This window comes from Micromonospora sp. NPDC048887 (assembly GCF_040649715.1).
Lineage (GTDB): Bacteria > Actinomycetota > Actinomycetes > Mycobacteriales > Micromonosporaceae > Micromonospora.
In genome coordinates, this window is sequence record NZ_JBEZGA010000003.1 from 89865 (window position 1) to 105964 (window position 16100).

Below are 16100 nucleotides of genomic sequence, written 5' to 3' on the forward strand. Positions count from 1 at the left end.
GCAACCACCTCACCCGTTCCACGGTACGGCGCGACGCGTCCCGGGGCCCGGCCCCGGGACGCGTCGGACGCCGTCGGTCACGCGTTGCCGCCGGCCTGCTGGGCCGCCTGCGCGTTCTTCCCGGCGGCCCGGTGCGGGCTACCCGAGCCCTTGGCCGCCTCGGCGAGGGACTTCTTGACCCCCTCCAGCAGCTCCACCCAGCTCGCCTCGAACTTCTCCACGCCCTCGCGCTCCAGCGTGGCGATCACGTCGGACAGGTCCACGCCCACCGCCAGCAGGTCGTCGAAGACCCGGCGGGCGTCGTCGTACGCGACGGTGACGGTGTCCGCCTTCGTCTCGCCGTGCTCGGCGTACGCGTGGACGACCGGTTCCGGCATGGTGTTGACGGTGCCGGGCGCGATCAGCTCCTCGACGTAGATGACGTCCCGGTAGTCCGGGTTCTTCGTCGAGGTGGAGGCCCACAGCGGGCGCTGCGGGTGGGCGCCCGCGTCGGCCAGCTTCTGCCAGCGCGCCGAGGAGAACACCTCGCCGTAGCGCTCGTACGCCAGCCGGGCGTTGGCCACCGCGGCCTTGCCGCGCAGCGCCTTGGCCTGGTCCGAGCCGATCTTCTCCAGCCGCTTGTCCACCTCGGTGTCGACCCGGGAGACGAAGAACGAGGCGACCGAGCCGATCTTCGACAGGTCGTGCCCGTTGGCCTTCGCCTGCTCCAGGCCGGCCAGGAAGGCCTCCATCACCTGCGAGTAGCGGTCCAGGCCGAAGATCAGCGTGACGTTGACGCTGATCCCCTCGGCGAGCGTCGCGGTGATCGCCGGCAGGCCCTCCTCGGTGGCCGGGATCTTGATGAACAGGTTCGGCCGGTCGACAAGCCACCACAGCGCCTTGGCCTCGGCGACGGTCTTCGCCGCGTCGTGCGCCGAGCGCGGGTCCACCTCGATCGACACCCGCCCGTCCACGCCGCCGCTGGCCTCGTACGACGGGCGCATCACGTCGCACGCCCACCGCACGTCGTACGTGGTGAGCATGCGGACCGCCTCCTCGACGTCCACGCCGCGTACGGCGAGGTCGCGAAGCTGCCAGTCGTACTCGTCGGCGTCGCTCAGCGCCTTGGCGAAGATCGTCGGGTTGGTGGTCACCCCGGCCACGTGGGACTCCCGGCGCAGCTTGTCCAGCCCGCCGGAGGTCAGCCGTACCCGGGAGAGATCGTCGAGCCAGATCGCCACCCCGGCGCCCTGGAGCTCCTTCAGCCTGTCGGTCATGACGCCCACGCTCCCCTCAGTTGCCGGTCGTGAAACCGGTGATGTCGCCCACCCGGGTCAGCGCCGCGTGCGCGGCGGCCACGATCCGGTCGGGGGTGAACCCGAACTGCTCGAAGAGCACGGTGTGCGGCGCGCTGGCGCCGTAGTGCTCGATGCTCACGCTCTCGCCGCTGTCGCCGACGATCGCCCGCCACGACATCGCGATGCCCGCCTCCACGCTCACCCGTGCCTTTACCCCGCGCGGCAGCACCGACTCCCGGTACGCCTCGTCCTGGGCGAAGAACCACTCCTGGCAGGGCATGGAGACGACCCGGGTGGGGGTGCCGTCGGCCTCCAGCCGCTCCCGCGCGGTGAGGCAGAGCTGCACCTCGGAGCCGGTGCCGACGATGATCACCTGCGGCTTGCCGTTCGACGCCTCGGCCAGCACGTACCCGCCCTTGGCCACGCCCTCGGCGCCGGCCAGCTCGGTGCGGTCGAGCGTCGGCAGCGCCTGCCGGCTGAGCGCCAGCGCGGTCGGCCGGTCGGTGTGCTCCAGCGCCTGCCGCCAGGCCCAGACCGTCTCGTTGGCGTCGGCCGGGCGGACCACGTCCAGGCCGGGAATGGCCCGCAGCGCGGTCAGGTGCTCGATCGGCTGGTGCGTCGGGCCGTCCTCGCCGAGGCCGATCGAGTCGTGCGTCCAGACGTAGGTCACCGGCAGCTTCATCAGCGCGGCCAGCCGTACCGCCGGGCGCATGTAGTCGCTGAACACCAGGAACGTGCCGCCGTAGGGGCGGGTGCCGCCGTGCAGGGCGATGCCGTTGAGGATCGAGCCCATGGCGTGCTCACGGATGCCGAAGTGCAGCGTGCGGCCGTACTCGTCGCCGGGGAAGTCCTTGGTGGCGTGCGTCGCCGGGACGAACGACGGCTCGCCCTTCATGGTGGTGTTGTTGCTCTCGGCCAGGTCGGCCGAGCCGCCCCACAGCTCCGGCAGCACCGGCGCCAGGGCCTCCAGGACCTTGCCGGAGGCGGCCCGGGTGGCGACGCCCTTGGCGTCCGCCGGGAAGGTGGGCAGCGCGTCGGTCCAGCCGGTCGGCAGCGTACGGGTGGCCATCCGCTCCCACAGCGCCTTGCGCTCCGGGTTTGCCTGCGCCCAGGCGTCGAACCGGGTGGTCCACTCGGCCTGCGCCTGCGCGCCGCGCTCCAGCACCTGACGGGCGTGCTTGAGCACCTCCTCGTCGACCTCGAAGGTGCGCTGCGGGTCGAAGCCGAGGATCTCCTTGGTGGCCTTGACCTCGTCCGCGCCGAGCGCCGAGCCGTGGATCTTGCCGGTGTTCTGCTTGTTCGGCGCGGGCCAGCCGATGATGGTGCGCAGCGCGATGAAGGACGGCCGGTCGGCCTCCGCCTTGGCGGCCAGCAGCGCCTGGTAAAGCGCCTCCACGTCCTCGTGGTAGTCGCCCTGGTCGGCGTCGCCGCTGCGCCAGTCGACGGTCTGCACGTGCCAGCCGTACGCCTCGTAGCGGGCCGCCACGTCCTCGCTCTTGGCGATGCGGGTGTCGTCCTCGATCGAGATCTCGTTGTCGTCGTAGATAACGCAGAGGTTGCCGAGCTGCTGGTGGCCGGCGAGCGCGCTGGCCTCGTGGGTGATGCCCTCCTCGATGTCACCGTCGGAGGCGATGCACCAGATGTCGTGCCGGAACGGCGAGTCGGCGCGGTCCGGCTCCGGGTCGAACAGGCCGCGCTCGCGGCGGGCCGCCATGGCCATGCCGACCGCGTTGCCGAGGCCCTGACCGAGCGGGCCGGTGGTGGTCTCCACACCCGGTGTGTGGCCGTGCTCCGGGTGGCCCGGGGTGAGCGAGCCCCACTGGCGCAGCGCCTTGAGGTCGTCCAGCGACAGCGGGTAGCCGGACAGGAAGAGCTGGATGTAGAGCGTCAGGCTGGAGTGGCCGGCGGAGAGCACGAACCGGTCGCGTCCGGCCCAGTTCGGGTCGGCGGGGTTGTGCCGCATGACCCGGTTGAAGAGCAGGTACGCCGCGGGGGCGAGGCTCATCGCCGTCCCCGGGTGGCCGTTGCCGGATTTCTCCACGGCGTCCATGGCCAGCACGCGGACCGTGTCGACGGCCCTGCGGTCGAGGTCGGACCAGTTGAGAGGGGGAAGCTCGGGTCGGTTGGCAGCCACGATGGTTGTGCTCCTCGGCAGATGGGCGGAACCCTCACTGATGACCCTATCGAGCGGTGCTAAACGTCCGCCCGGGGATCTCAGCATGCTGTTCTGTACGGATCGCGGACGTTCGGTCGTTCAACCCCAGGTGTGACGGCTCGCACCGTTGCCGGGTCCACGGGGCAGCGAAAACGACGCCGCGTAGTGTGTGGGGCGGTGTGTGGACCTCGAAGGGTCCGGGCCGAACGACCTCCCCCGCCGATGCCGGAAGGTGGCAATCCGTGAGCACGATCACCGAGCGCCCCGTCAGCAATCCTGCCGGGCAGCCGCCGGTGGGCACGGTGGCGGAGGCGCCGGCGAGCGGCCGGCGGGACGTACGCGCCGTGGTGGCGGCGTACGTGACGCTGACCAAGCCGCGGATCGTCGAGCTGCTGCTGGTCACCACCGTGCCGGCGATGATGCTGGCCCACGGCGGGATGCCGTCGCTGTGGCTGGTCGCCGTGGTGCTTGTCGGCGGGTCGCTCGCGGCCGGCGCGGCGAGCGTCATCAACTGCTACATCGACCGCGACATCGACCAGCTCATGCGGCGCACCAAGCGCCGCCCGCTGCCCACGCACACCGTGTCGCCGCGCAGCGCGCTGATCTTCGGCCTGGTGCTGGCCGCCGTGTCGGTGGCGTTGATGGCGGTGGCGACGAACTGGCTGGCGACGGTGCTGACGGTGGCCGCGATCGCCTACTACGACCTGGTCTACACGCTGTGGCTGAAGCGCACGACGGCGGCCAACACGTTCTGGGGCGGCATCTGCGGCGCCGCGCCGGTGCTGATCGGCTGGGCCGCTGTCACCGGCTCGCTGGCGCCGGCCGCGTGGGGCCTGTTCGCCGTGGTCTTCTTCTGGCAGATGCCGCACTTCTACGCGCTGGCCATCAAGTACAAGGCCGACTACGCCCGCGCCGGGGTGCCGATGCTGCCGGTGGTGGCCTCGGTGCGGCGGGTCAACGCCGAGATCATCGGCTTCTCGTGGCTCACGGTGCTCTCCTCGCTGGCGGTCTGGCCGCTGGGGATGAGCCCGATCTACGGGGTGACGGCGCTCGTGGTCGGCGGGATCTTCCTGGTCGAGGCGCACAAGCTGTGCCGGCGCGCGACGCGCGGCGAGGCGGTCAAGCCGATGCGGCTGTTCCACTGGTCGACCACGTACCTGACCATCCTGTTCGCCGCCGTCGCGCTCGACGCGCTCCTCTGACCCGGCCGTCCGGCGGTTCATCAGAAATTTTTTTCGGGCATCCTCGGACGGGTGCAACCTGGACAGATTGTGACGATCCTGCCTGCCTGTTTTGCCCGCCTATAAGCGACATGTGCGGGCAAATTACCTGTGCTTCTTCTTAAACCGATGGGTAATTGGCATCACATTCAGTTCATGGTTCTCGCACATCCGGGTGGAACTCTGCTTAGGCTTCGCGTCATGGCAGATGGTTCCGATACGACGCTGACGGCTGACAAGACCGCCGAGCAGGCCCCCAACGGCCTGGTCGCGGGCATCAAGTCGTTCGCCGCCGGGCACGGCGGCGCGAAGGCGGTCATCGAGTACGTCGGCAAGCGCGGCGCACGGATCGTCCTCGTGGGTTCCGACGGGGCATGGGCAGACCAGTTCGCCGACGGCACCGACGTCGCGCGGCAGGCCTGCGCCAAGGCCGGGGTCGACGTGGAGAACGCCTGGGAGCGTGAACTGATGGACCAGATGCGTCCGAGCAACGACCTGTGGCGGTCGATGGCCCGGCGCACGATGGCCCGTTGACATACACCGAATGACCAACCACCACCAGTCGACCCGGGGGAGACCCCGGGTCGCTTTCGTCACCTGCGCCGAGCTGCCCGACCTCGACCCGGACGACCGGCTCGCGCTCGGCCCGCTCGCCGCCCGCGGCGTCACCACCGAGATCGCGGTCTGGGACGACCCGGCAGTCGACTGGTCCGGGTACGACCTCGTCGTGCTCCGCTCCCCGTGGGACTACGCGCGGCGGCGGAACGAGTTCGTGGCCTGGGCGCGTACCGTGCCGGCCCTGGTCAACCCGGCCGACGTGGTCGCCTGGAACACCGACAAGCGCTACCTGTCCGAGCTGTCCGCCGCCGGAGCGCCCACCGTCCCGACGGAATGGGTCGAGCCGGGCCGGGTGTGGGCGCCACCGGCCGGGGGCGAGTACGTGATCAAGCCGGCGGTCAGCGCGGGCAGCCAGGACACCGGCCGCTACGACCTGACCGACGCGCAGCACCGCGAGCTGGCGGTGGCCCACGTGCGGCGGCTCTCCGACGCCGGGCGGGTCGCCATGGTCCAGCCGTACCTCGACGCGGTGGACACCGCCGGGGAGACCGCGCTGCTGTTCCTGGCCGGCCCCGGCGGCCTGGCGTTCAGCCACGCGATCCGCAAGGGCCCGATGCTGACCGGGCCGGACCTCGGCGAGGCCGCGCTCTACAAGGAGGAGCGGATCGACGCCCGCGCCGCCACGGCGGAGCAGCGCGCGGTGGCCGAGAAGGTGCTCGCGGTGGTGCCCGGCGGCCCGGAGCGGCTGCTCTACGCCCGCGTCGACCTGATCCCCGGTCCCGGCGGCGAGCCCGTGCTGGTCGAGCTGGAGCTGACCGAGCCGAGCCTGTTCGTCGGGTACGCCGACGGCGCCCCGGACCGCCTCGCCGACGCGGTGCTCACCCACCTGGCCCGCCGCTGAGGCCGCCGGCCGGCTGACCGCGACGCTCAGTCGCGGTCGCTGTGGTTACGGGCCCAGCGGCCGCCGATCGGCGGCGTGTCCAGCCGCAGCGCGGCCTCGGTGCCGGCCAGGTCGTTGTCCTCGAACGCGCAGGAGACGCAACTGCCCGCCTCGGTGACCCAGATGCCGTACGCCTGGGTGTCGGCGTCCCGGTGCCAGATCCGGTTGCCGCGCACGGTGGCCGAGTCGAACGGCGCGGCGATCGTGATGCCGCCGCACGCCGGCGGAGCATCAGGCAGCTCGTACGCCGTGCCGGGCCCCGGCGTGGCCGCGCTCCAGCCGGTGGAGCCGTCCGGGCGTACCTCGGCCAGGGAGAGCCGGTCGGCGCTGTTGTCGGACACCACGGCGTCGCGGGAGCCGACCCGGACCACCTTTCCCCGGTGACCGCCGGGCGGCCAGTGCGCGTTGCCGTCGGTGACCTCGCGCGGGCCGTAGCGCACCGCGTCGCCGGAGCCGGAGCAGGCCGGCGCGGACCGGCGGCCGTTGTCCCGGATCCGGTTGCCGACGATCGACGTGTCCAGCATCGGCCTGTCGATCCGGATGCCGTCCAGCGCGTTCTCGCGGATATCGTTGTCCTGGATCACCACGTCGGCCGCCGCGCCCCGGTAGCCGTGGCCCAGGTCGTGCTCGTGGTAGCCGAAGCCGCCGTTGCGGCTGATCCGGTTGCCCTGCACCGCGTACGGGCCGGGGGTGTTGCCCATGCTGATGCCGTCACCGACGTTGGAGTCGATCACGCAGCCGGTGAGCAGGCCACCGCGCCCGGCCACCCCGGCGGTGCCGTTGCCGGACACGTCGAAGCCGGCCTCCAGGTTGTTGGTCATGGTGCAACCGGAGACGATCAGCCCGTCCGCGCCCCAGTCGGAGATGCCGAACCGGTTGGCCTGGCTGTGGCAGCCGATGATCCGGATGCCGCGCGGCGGGGTCCAGTAGTCCTTCTGCAGCTCCAGGAAGATGCCGTTGGTGCCGTTGCCGATTGTGGTGCAGTTGGTGATGGTGAGGCGTTCCACGTCGCCCCAGCCGCCGATGCCGACGCCGATCCCGGCGCCGCCCATCTGGTCCTCGTTGTCCAGCCGGCCGCAGCCCACCGCGACCACGCCGTCGATCAGGCTGTCCTGGAGGAAGTCGCAGCCCAGCCCGGTCGCCCCGGTGTGGTGGATGTAGAGGTTGCGGAACACGCCGCGCACCACGTACTGCAGGCCCAGCCCCTTGGCCAGGTAGTCGTACGCGGTCTGGGCGACGCCGGAGCCGTCGATCTCGAAGTCGGCGAACGTGCAGTCGGTGATGTGCCGGTCCCGCTCCGCGCCGTGCTGCACGGTGGTCCAGAACGCGAGCGGGACCGGCGCGCTGCGGTTGCCCTCGTTGCTGAGCAGGAAGCGGGTCGCCGCCGGTCCGGCGCCGAGCAGCGAGACCCCGCTGCGCCAGACGGTGCCGGCGTCGCGGATCGAGTACAGGCCGGGCGGGCAGTAGATCACCCGCGCGCGGCCGTCGGCGTCGTAGCCGGTGCCGAGGTGGTCCACCAGCGCCGCCAGTGCGGGCTGGTCGTTCGTGACCCCGTCGCCGGTGAGGCCGTGCTCGCGGGCGTCGCACCACAGCGGCGCCCCGGCGACCGGGGTCAGCCGCTGCGGGGCGGTGGTGGCGAGGCTCTTGCGCGACACGGGGAGCTCCCCTCGGGCGGGCGGTCGGTGGCCCGGACCGCTTTCCCGCTCCCGCCGCGCGGTAACGCCCGCTCAGGCGGCGGCGCCCACCCGTTCGGCGACCGGCTCGGCCGGGGCCTGCGGGGCGGCCGGCAGCCGCTCGCGGGTCGACCAGAGCACGCCCAGCGTGGCCAGCAGCACCAGGCAGGAGCCGAGCATGTGCGCGCCGACCAGCACGGCGGGCAGGTGGGTGAAGTACTGGACGAAGCCGATCACGCCCTGGCCCAGCTCGACCGCGATCAGCACCGCGGCGGCCCGCGCCGCCCGCGCCGCGCCGACCGCCCGGAACGCGAAGTACAGCGCCACCGACAGGCCGATCAGCAGGAAGACGCTGTCGGCGTGCACCTGGGAGATCGCCGCCGGGTCCAGGCCGTTGCGAGCCGCGCCGTGGTCTCCGGCGTGCGGTCCGCTGCCTGTCACCCACGTGCCGACCACCAGCACCGAGGCGCTGACCACGGTGGTGATCCAGGCGAGGGTACGCAGCGGTCCCGGCACCGTCGGCGCCACCGGCCCGTCCGGGTCCTTGATCCGCCGCCAGAGCGCGTACGCGGCGGCGATCACCGCCATCGAGGCGAGGAAGTGCAGCCCGACCACCCACGGGTTGAGGTTGGTGAGCACCGTGATGCCGCCGATGACCGCCTGGGCCGGGATGCCGAACAGCACGCCCAGCGCGAGCGGGAGCAGCCCGCGGCGGCGGGGGCGGTGGGCCAGCACGGCCAGCACCACGGCGAGCGCGATGATGCCCACCGCGAACGTGAGCAGCCGGTTGCCGAACTCGATCACCCCGTACACGCCCATCTCGGGCGTGGTGACGTACGAGTCCTCGGTGCACCGCGGCCAGGTGGGGCAGCCGAGGCCGGACGCGGTGAGCCGGACGGCCCCGCCGGTGACCACGATCGCGACGTTCGCGATGATCGAGGCGAGCGCGAGGCGGCGCAACAGCGTGGCGGAGACCGGAAACCGGACGGATCGCTTCACGTAGCGAATCCTACGCACCGTAGTTGATCCCGATCGGGTGACTCCGGCACCCCGGTGGTCGGAATCACCGGACCCCGGGTTTGCGGGCCCTCGGCGAATTACGTAACGTTGGCGTTGTGAAAAACGCGGCGGCGCTCTCCCGAACGCCGGTGACCGGTCCGGTCGCCGGTGGTTCGCGCGCACGTCGCGGCGTACGGCCCGGCGAGCGGGAGACCGTTCCGGCCGACCTGTCGACCCGCGACCGGGTCACCCAGTTGCTGCTGGAGCGTGGTCCCACCACCGCCGCGCAGCTCGGCACGGCGCTCGGTCTGAGCCCGGCCGCGATCCGCCGCCACCTCGACGCGATGCTCGCCGACGGTGACGTGGTCGCCCGCGACCAGACCGTCCGCGGCAGTCGCGGGCGCGGTCGCCCGGCCAAGGTCTTCGCGCTCACCGAGGCGGGCCGCGGTCGCTGCGGCACCCACCACTACGACAACATGGCCACCGCCGCGCTGCGGTGGATCGCCCGCACCGGCGGCACCGAGGCGGTCGCGGCGTTCGCGGCCGAGCAGGTCTCCGCGCTGGAGACCCGCTGCCGGGCGGCCATGGAGGACGCCGGAGACGCCCCGCTCGCGCGGGCGGAGGCACTCGCCGGTGCGCTGACCGCCGAGGGTTACGCTGCCAACGCGTCCACGATCGCCTCCGGCGGCCAGCTCTGCCAGCACCACTGCCCGGTGGCGCACGTGGCCGCCGAGTTCCCTCAGCTGTGCGAGGCCGAGACCGAAGTGATCTCCCGTCTGGTCGGCACTCACGTACAGCGCCTGGCCACCATCGCGCACGGCGACGGCGTGTGCACCACGCACATTCCCGCCCAGTCCGGTTCCACCGTCACCACTGTGAGGACAGATAGATGACCGAGCAGATCGTTCAGCCCCTGACCCAGGAGGAGCAGCTCGCCGCCCTCGGTCGTTACGAGTACGGCTGGGCCGACCCCGACGTCGCCGGGGCGTCCGCCCAGCGTGGCCTCAGCGAGGCGGTGGTGCGCGACATCTCGGCCAAGAAGAACGAGCCGGCCTGGATGCTCGACCTGCGGCTCAAGGGCCTGCGGCTGTTCGGCCGCAAGCCGATGCCGAACTGGGGCGCCGACCTCACCGGGATCGACTTCGACAACATCAAGTACTTCGTGCGGTCCACCGAGAAGCAGGCCACCTCCTGGGAGGACCTGCCCGAGGACATCAAGAACACCTACGACAAGCTCGGCATCCCCGAGGCGGAGAAGCAGCGCCTGGTCGCCGGCGTCGCCGCGCAGTACGAGTCCGAGGTCGTCTACCACCAGATCCGTGAGGACCTGGAGGAGCAGGGCGTCGTCTTCCTGGACACCGACACCGCGCTCAAGGAGCACGAGGACCTGTTCAAGGAGTACTTCGGCACTGTCATCCCGGTCGGCGACAACAAGTTCGCCGCGCTGAACACCTCCGTCTGGTCCGGTGGCTCGTTCATCTACGTGCCGAAGGGCGTGCACGTGGACATCCCGCTGCAGGCCTACTTCCGGATCAACACGGAGAACATGGGCCAGTTCGAGCGGACGCTGATCATCGTCGACGAGGGCGCGTACGTGCACTACGTCGAGGGCTGCACCGCGCCCATCTACTCCTCCGACTCGCTGCACAGCGCCGTCGTGGAGATCATCGTCAAGAAGAACGCCCGGTGCCGGTACACGACCATCCAGAACTGGTCGAACAACGTTTACAACCTGGTCACCAAGCGCGCCGTGTGCCACGAGGGCGCGACCATGGAGTGGGTCGACGGCAACATCGGCTCCAAGGTCACCATGAAGTACCCGGCGGTCTACATGACCGGCGAGCACGCCAAGGGCGAGGTGCTCTCGGTGGCGATGGCCGGCGAGGGCCAGCACCAGGACGCCGGCGCCAAGATGGTGCACGCCGCGCCGCACACCTCCTCGACCATCGTGTCGAAGTCGATCGCCCGGGGCGGCGGCCGCACCTCGTACCGGGGTCTGGTGCAGGTGCTGGAGGGCTCGACCAGCAGCAAGAGCACCGTCAAGTGCGACGCGCTCCTGGTCGACACGATCTCCCGCTCCGACACCTACCCGTACGTCGACATCCGCGAGGACGACGTGTCGATGGGGCACGAGGCGACCGTCTCCAAGGTCAGCGAGGACCAGCTCTTCTACCTGATGAGCCGGGGCCTGAGCGAGGACGAGGCGATGGCGATGATCGTGCGCGGCTTCATCGAGCCGATCGCCAAGGAGCTCCCGATGGAGTACGCGCTGGAGCTCAACCGCCTGATCGAGCTGCAGATGGAGGGCGCGGTCGGCTGACGCCGGCTGCCCGCCCTCCGCCTCACCTGACACCTCGTCGTAGAACAGACCAAGGAAGAGATGACTACCCAGGCTTCCGCGCCGCCCACGACCAAGTCGCAGGCGCTCCGCTCGTACGACGTCGCCGACTTCCCGGCCCTCACCGGCCTGGAGGAGGAGTGGCGCTTCACCCCGCTCAAGCGCCTGCGTGGCCTGACCGGGTCGGCGCAGGGCGCGACCGGCACGGTCCGGCACGAGTACGGTGACCTGCCCGAGGGCGTCACAGTCGACCGGATCGGCCGGGACGATCCCCGGGTGGGCAGCGTGCTCACCCCGTTCGACCGGATCAGCGCGCTGGCGTACGGCGGGGCCGACGGCGCGCTGCTGGTGCGCGTCGACCGCGACGCGGTGGTGGAGGCGCCGGTGCGCCTGCGGGTGGTCGGCGAGAACGCCGACGCACCCGCCTTCGGTCACACGTTCGTCGAGGTGGACCGGTTCGCCGAGGCCACAGTGGTGGTCGAGCACGTCGGCTCGGCCACGCTGGCCGACAACGTCGAGGTGACTGTGGGCGACGGGGCGAAGCTGACTCTGGTCACCGTCGCCGACTGGGCCGACGACGCGGTGCAGGCGCAGCACCTCAAGGTGCGGCTGGGCCGCGACGCCCGGATCCTGCACGTGCAGGTGAGCCTCGGCGGCGACCTGGTCCGGCAGTACACGTCGGTGGAGTACACCCAGCGTGGCGGTGAGGCCGAGCTGTACGGCGTCTACTTCGCCGACTCCGGCCAGCACCTGGAGCACCGGCAGCTGGTCGACCACACCGTGCCGGACTGCCGCAGCAACGTCGGCTACCGGGGCGCGCTGCAGGGCGACGACGCGCACACGGTCTGGGTCGGCGACGTGCTGATCCGCGCCGAGGCCACCGGCACCGACACGTACGAGATCAACCGGAACCTGCTGCTCACCGACGGCGCGCGGGCCGACTCCGTACCCAACCTGGAGATCGAGACCGGCGAGATCGCTGGCGCCGGGCACGCCAGCGCGACCGGCCGGTTCGACGACGAGCAGCTGTTCTACCTGATGGCCCGGGGCATCCCGGAGGCCGAGGCGCGGCGCCTGGTGGTGCGCGGCTTCTTCGCCGAGCTGATCAACAAGATCCCGGTCGAGGACCTGCGCGAGCGCCTCGGCGACGCCATCGAGGCGCGGCTGGCCAAGGCGGGCGCCTGATGCTCAAGATCTGCTCCACCGAGGACGTGCCGAAGGGCACCGCGATCAGCGCCGACGTGGACGGCGTGCAGGTCGCGATCGTGCACGGCGAGGACGACGTGTTCTACGCGGTGCACGACGAGTGCTCGCACGCGGCGGTGGCGCTGTCCGAGGGCGAGGTCGAGGGCTGCACGCTGGAATGCTGGCTGCACGGATCCCGTTTCGACCTGCGTACCGGTGAGCCCACCGGGCTGCCCGCCACCGAACCCGTACCCGTCTATCCCGTCGAAGTCCGCGACGGCGACATCTACCTTTCCGTGGACGGCGACGGCCGTCCGCTGCCGAGCAATGGAGTGACCCGCTGATGAGCACCCTGGAGATCCGCGACCTGAAGGTGTCGGTCAAGCTGCCCGAGGGTGAGCTCAAGCCGATCCTGCACGGTGTCGACCTGACCGTGCGCTCCGGCGAGACGCACGCCATCATGGGCCCGAACGGCTCCGGCAAGTCCACCCTGGCGTACTCGATCGCCGGCCACCCGAAGTACGAGATCACCGGCGGTGAGGTGACCCTCGACGGCGAGGACGTGCTGTCCATGTCCGTCGACGAGCGGGCCCGCGCCGGTCTCTTCCTGGCCATGCAGTACCCGGTCGAGGTCCCCGGCGTGTCGGTGGCCAACTTCCTGCGTACCGCCAAGACCGCCCTCGACGGCGAGGCGCCGAAGCTGCGCACCTGGGCCGGCGAGCTGCGCGGCGCCATGGAGAAGCTCCAGATGGACCCGGCGTTCGCCCAGCGCAACGTCAACGAGGGCTTCTCCGGCGGCGAGAAGAAGCGGCACGAGATCGTGCAGCTGGAGCTGCTCAAGCCGAAGATGGCCATCCTCGACGAGACCGACTCCGGCCTGGACGTGGACGCGCTGCGCGTGGTCAGCGAGGGCGTGAACCGGGTGCGCGACACCGGCGACACCGGCCTGCTGCTGATCACCCACTACACGCGCATCCTGCGCTACATCAAGCCGGACTTCGTGCACGTCTTCGTGGCCGGCCGGATCGTCGAGCAGGGCGGCCGCGAGCTGGCCGACAAGCTCGAGGAAGAGGGCTACGAGCGGTACGTCGCCGGGGCCGGCGCGGCGCGGGCCTGAGACACCGACATGACCTCGATGGCCATCCCGGCGGGCATGCCGCAGTACGACGACGTGCCGCGCTTCGACGTGGCGAAGGTGCGCGCCGACTTCCCGATCCTCGACCGGGAGGTGAACGGCCACCCGCTGGTCTACCTGGACAGCGCGAACACCTCGCACAAGCCACGGCAGGTGCTCGACGTGCTCGCCGAGCACTACGCGCTGCACAACGCCAACGTGTCGCGCTCGGTGCACACGCTGGGCACCGAGGCGACCGAGGCGTACGAGGGCGCGCGGGCGAAGATCGCCGCGTTCATCAACGCGCCGAGCGTCGACGAGGTGGTGTTCACCAAGAACTCCACCGAGGCGATCAACCTCGTGGCGTACGCGTTCTCCAACGCCTCGCTGCGCGCGGACGCCGACCCGCGGTTCCGGCTGGGCCCCGGCGACGAGATCGTGATCTCCGAGATGGAGCACCACTCGAACATCGTCCCGTGGCAGTTGCTGGCCGAGCGTACCGGCGCGACGCTGCGCTGGTTCCCGGTCACCGACCAGGGCCGGCTCGACGAGTCCGGCCTGGACGACCTGGTCACCGAGCGGACGAAGATCGTGTCGCTGGTGCACATGTCGAACATCCTCGGCACCGTCAACGCCACCGCGCGGATCACCGCGCGGGTCCGTGAGGTCGGCGCGCTGCTGCTGCTTGACTGCTCGCAGTCGGTGCCGCACATGCCGATGGACGTGGTCCAGTACGACGCGGACTTCATCGTCTTCACCGGGCACAAGATGTGCGGTCCGACCGGCGTCGGCGTGCTCTGGGGCCGGGGCGAGCTGCTCGCCGCGATGCCCCCGGTGATGGGCGGCGGCTCGATGATCGAGACGGTGACGATGGCCGGCTCGACGTTCGCCGCGCCGCCGGCCCGGTTCGAGGCGGGCACGCCGCCGATCGCCGAGGCGGTGGCGCTCGGCGCGGCGGTGGACTACCTCACCGCGATCGGCATGCCGGCCATCCAGTGGCACGAGAAGGAGCTGACGGCGTACGCGCTCGACGCCCTCGCCACGGTGCCGGGCCTGCGGATCTTCGGTCCGACCGTGCCGGTCGGCCGGGGCGGGACGATCTCGTTCGCGCTCGGTGACGTGCACCCACACGACGTCGGGCAGGTGCTCGACTCGCTCGGCGTGCAGGTGCGGGTGGGACACCACTGCGCCAAGCCGGTGTGCACCCGCTTCGGGGTGCCGGCCACGACGCGGGCGTCGTTCTACCTCTACACCACCACCGCGGAGATCGACGCCCTGGTGGCGGGTCTGGAGCGGGTGCGGAAGGTGTTCGAGTGATGCAGCTCGAGTCTCTGTACCAGGAGATCATCCTGGACCACTACAAGCACCCACAGGGCCGCGGCCTGCGGGAGGCCACGGACCCGGCTGCCCGGGTCGGCGAGGCGCACCACGTCAACCCGACCTGCGGCGACGAGATCACCGTACGGGTGGCGACCGACGGCAGCGTGTTCACCGACATCTCGTACGACGGGATGGGCTGCTCGATCAGCCAGGCTTCGGCGAGCATCCTGCACGAGTTGCTGCGCGGCAAGGCGGCGGGCGACGCCGCCGTGGTGCACGGGGCGTTCGTGGAGTTGATGTCCGGGCGGGGCCAGGTCACGCCGGACGAGGACGTGCTCGGTGACGGGGTGGCGTTCGCGGGTGTCGCGCGCTACCCGGCCCGGGTCAAGTGCGCGCTGTTGTCGTGGATGGCGTTCAAGGACGCCGCGGCACGCGCCGGGGTGGGCGTGAGCCCGGAGGTGAAGGCATGAGCGACGAGAACATGACTCCCGAGGCCGGCGCGGTGGCCACCGACGGCGCGGCCGTCAACGGGGCTGTTGCTGACGGCGCGGCCGTCAACGGGGCTGTTGCCGGCGGCGCGGCCGCGGGCGCGGCCGCGCCGGCCGGCGGCAAGGCCGCGATCGGCGACATCGAAGAGGCGATGAAGGACGTCGTCGACCCCGAGCTGGGCATCAACGTGGTCGACCTCGGTCTGGTGTACGGCGTCCACGTCGACGACGACAACGTCGCCACCCTGGACATGACGCTCACGTCGGCTGCCTGCCCGCTGACCGACGTGATCGAGGACCAGGCGCGGCAGGCGCTGACCACCGGTCCCGGTGGCGGCCTGGTGAACGACATCCGGATCAACTGGGTCTGGCTGCCGCCGTGGGGCCCCGACAAGATCACCGACGAGGGGCGCGACCAGCTCCGCTCGCTCGGCTTCAACGTCTGACCGTTCCCCGTTCCCCGCTCACCGCCACGGGCGCGGCGCTCCTGCCAGAGGAGTGCCGCGCCCGCGGCGTCTCTCCAGCACCCTCACCGGCGCCCGCGCGTCGGCTCAGGTTGTAGATCTTGGAACGAAACGGCCGCCAGGGGGTCCCTTCGCTTCCAAGATCTCGCCCGTCTCCAATGCTGGGATTCAGCTCCCTCATTCTGGGATGTCGCGATACGGCGACGAGATCTTGGTACGAAACGGCCCTCATAGGGGCCCTCATAGGGGCCGTTTCGTACCAAGATCTCCAGCCCAGCCCAGCCCAGCCCAGCCCAGCCCAGCCCAGCCCAGCCCAGCCCAGCCCAGCCCAGCCCAGCCCAGCCCAGCCCAGCCCAGCCCAGCCCAGCC

Annotated in this window: 15 protein-coding genes; 11 read left to right on the forward strand and 4 right to left on the reverse strand. The window is 71.1% G+C overall.

What is annotated here, in order from left to right; all coding sequences use genetic code 11:
- Window positions 1-77: 77 nt before the first annotated feature.
- Together tal and tkt are read right to left on the reverse strand one after the other, a co-directional pair.
- The gene (gene tal, locus AB0C17_RS06040; RefSeq protein WP_357476896.1) at window positions 78-1256 is read right to left on the reverse strand and encodes a transaldolase; all 1179 of its coding nucleotides are present in this window, start codon (window positions 1254-1256) and stop codon (window positions 78-80) included.
- 16 nt (window positions 1257-1272) lie between these two features.
- A complete protein-coding gene (gene tkt / locus AB0C17_RS06045; protein WP_357476899.1) occupies window positions 1273-3411 on the reverse strand; it encodes a transketolase in 2139 nt (712 codons plus the stop codon).
- A 263-nt stretch (window positions 3412-3674) separates the two neighbouring features.
- On the opposite strand from tkt, the gene AB0C17_RS06050 reads away from it, so the two are divergent.
- The 3 genes from AB0C17_RS06050 to AB0C17_RS06060 all read left to right on the forward strand — a co-directional run bounded on the left by AB0C17_RS06050 (window position 3675) and on the right by AB0C17_RS06060 (window position 6111).
- Window positions 3675-4634, forward strand: coding sequence for a heme o synthase (locus AB0C17_RS06050; RefSeq protein WP_357476902.1), 960 nt, complete (start codon window positions 3675-3677; stop codon window positions 4632-4634).
- A 219-nt stretch (window positions 4635-4853) separates the two neighbouring features.
- Window positions 4854-5186, forward strand: a complete 333-nt coding sequence (locus tag AB0C17_RS06055; protein WP_349876021.1) for a hypothetical protein — start codon at window positions 4854-4856, stop codon at window positions 5184-5186.
- A gap of 10 nt (window positions 5187-5196) precedes the next feature.
- The gene (locus AB0C17_RS06060) at window positions 5197-6111 is read left to right on the forward strand and encodes a hypothetical protein (protein ID WP_357476905.1); all 915 of its coding nucleotides are present in this window, start codon (window positions 5197-5199) and stop codon (window positions 6109-6111) included.
- A gap of 26 nt (window positions 6112-6137) precedes the next feature.
- Here AB0C17_RS06060 and AB0C17_RS06065 read toward each other — a convergent pair whose 3' ends face one another.
- Window positions 6138-7805 (reverse strand): right-handed parallel beta-helix repeat-containing protein, encoded by a 1668-nt coding sequence (locus AB0C17_RS06065; protein WP_357476908.1) that lies wholly within the window; start codon window positions 7803-7805, stop codon window positions 6138-6140.
- Between the two features lie 72 nt (window positions 7806-7877).
- Window positions 7878-8840 (reverse strand): COX15/CtaA family protein, encoded by a 963-nt coding sequence (locus AB0C17_RS06070; RefSeq protein ID WP_357476911.1) that lies wholly within the window; start codon window positions 8838-8840, stop codon window positions 7878-7880.
- A gap of 98 nt (window positions 8841-8938) precedes the next feature.
- Here AB0C17_RS06070 and AB0C17_RS06075 point away from each other — a divergent pair, with 98 nt between their 5' ends.
- From AB0C17_RS06075 to AB0C17_RS06110, 8 genes are read left to right on the forward strand one after another with little or no spacing between them, the layout of a single operon-like run.
- Window positions 8939-9715 (forward strand): metalloregulator ArsR/SmtB family transcription factor, encoded by a 777-nt coding sequence (locus AB0C17_RS06075; protein ID WP_357381045.1) that lies wholly within the window; start codon window positions 8939-8941, stop codon window positions 9713-9715.
- Window positions 9712-11142 (forward strand): Fe-S cluster assembly protein SufB, encoded by a 1431-nt coding sequence (sufB, locus tag AB0C17_RS06080; RefSeq protein ID WP_013287447.1) that lies wholly within the window; start codon window positions 9712-9714, stop codon window positions 11140-11142. The genes AB0C17_RS06075 and sufB overlap by 4 nt, the downstream gene beginning before the upstream one ends.
- Before the next feature lie 60 nt (window positions 11143-11202).
- Window positions 11203-12345, forward strand: a complete 1143-nt coding sequence (gene sufD / locus AB0C17_RS06085; RefSeq protein WP_357476914.1) for a Fe-S cluster assembly protein SufD — start codon at window positions 11203-11205, stop codon at window positions 12343-12345.
- Entirely contained in the window at window positions 12345-12689 is a 345-nt protein-coding gene (locus AB0C17_RS06090) for a non-heme iron oxygenase ferredoxin subunit (RefSeq protein ID WP_013475890.1), read from the forward strand. The genes sufD and AB0C17_RS06090 overlap by 1 nt, the downstream gene beginning before the upstream one ends.
- Window positions 12689-13462, forward strand: a complete 774-nt coding sequence (gene sufC / locus AB0C17_RS06095; RefSeq protein WP_018788235.1) for a Fe-S cluster assembly ATPase SufC — start codon at window positions 12689-12691, stop codon at window positions 13460-13462. The genes AB0C17_RS06090 and sufC overlap by 1 nt, the downstream gene beginning before the upstream one ends.
- Before the next feature lie 9 nt (window positions 13463-13471).
- Window positions 13472-14776 carry a cysteine desulfurase gene (locus tag AB0C17_RS06100; protein ID WP_357476918.1) on the forward strand — a complete coding sequence of 435 codons (1305 nt, stop codon included), beginning with the start codon at window positions 13472-13474 and terminating at the stop codon, window positions 14774-14776.
- A complete protein-coding gene (gene sufU / locus AB0C17_RS06105) occupies window positions 14776-15249 on the forward strand; it encodes a Fe-S cluster assembly sulfur transfer protein SufU (RefSeq protein WP_357474541.1) in 474 nt (157 codons plus the stop codon). The genes AB0C17_RS06100 and sufU overlap by 1 nt, the downstream gene beginning before the upstream one ends.
- The gene (locus AB0C17_RS06110) at window positions 15246-15713 is read left to right on the forward strand and encodes a metal-sulfur cluster assembly factor (protein WP_357476921.1); all 468 of its coding nucleotides are present in this window, start codon (window positions 15246-15248) and stop codon (window positions 15711-15713) included. Before sufU ends, AB0C17_RS06110 begins: the two co-directional genes overlap by 4 nt.
- Window positions 15714-16100: the final 387 nt, after the last annotated feature.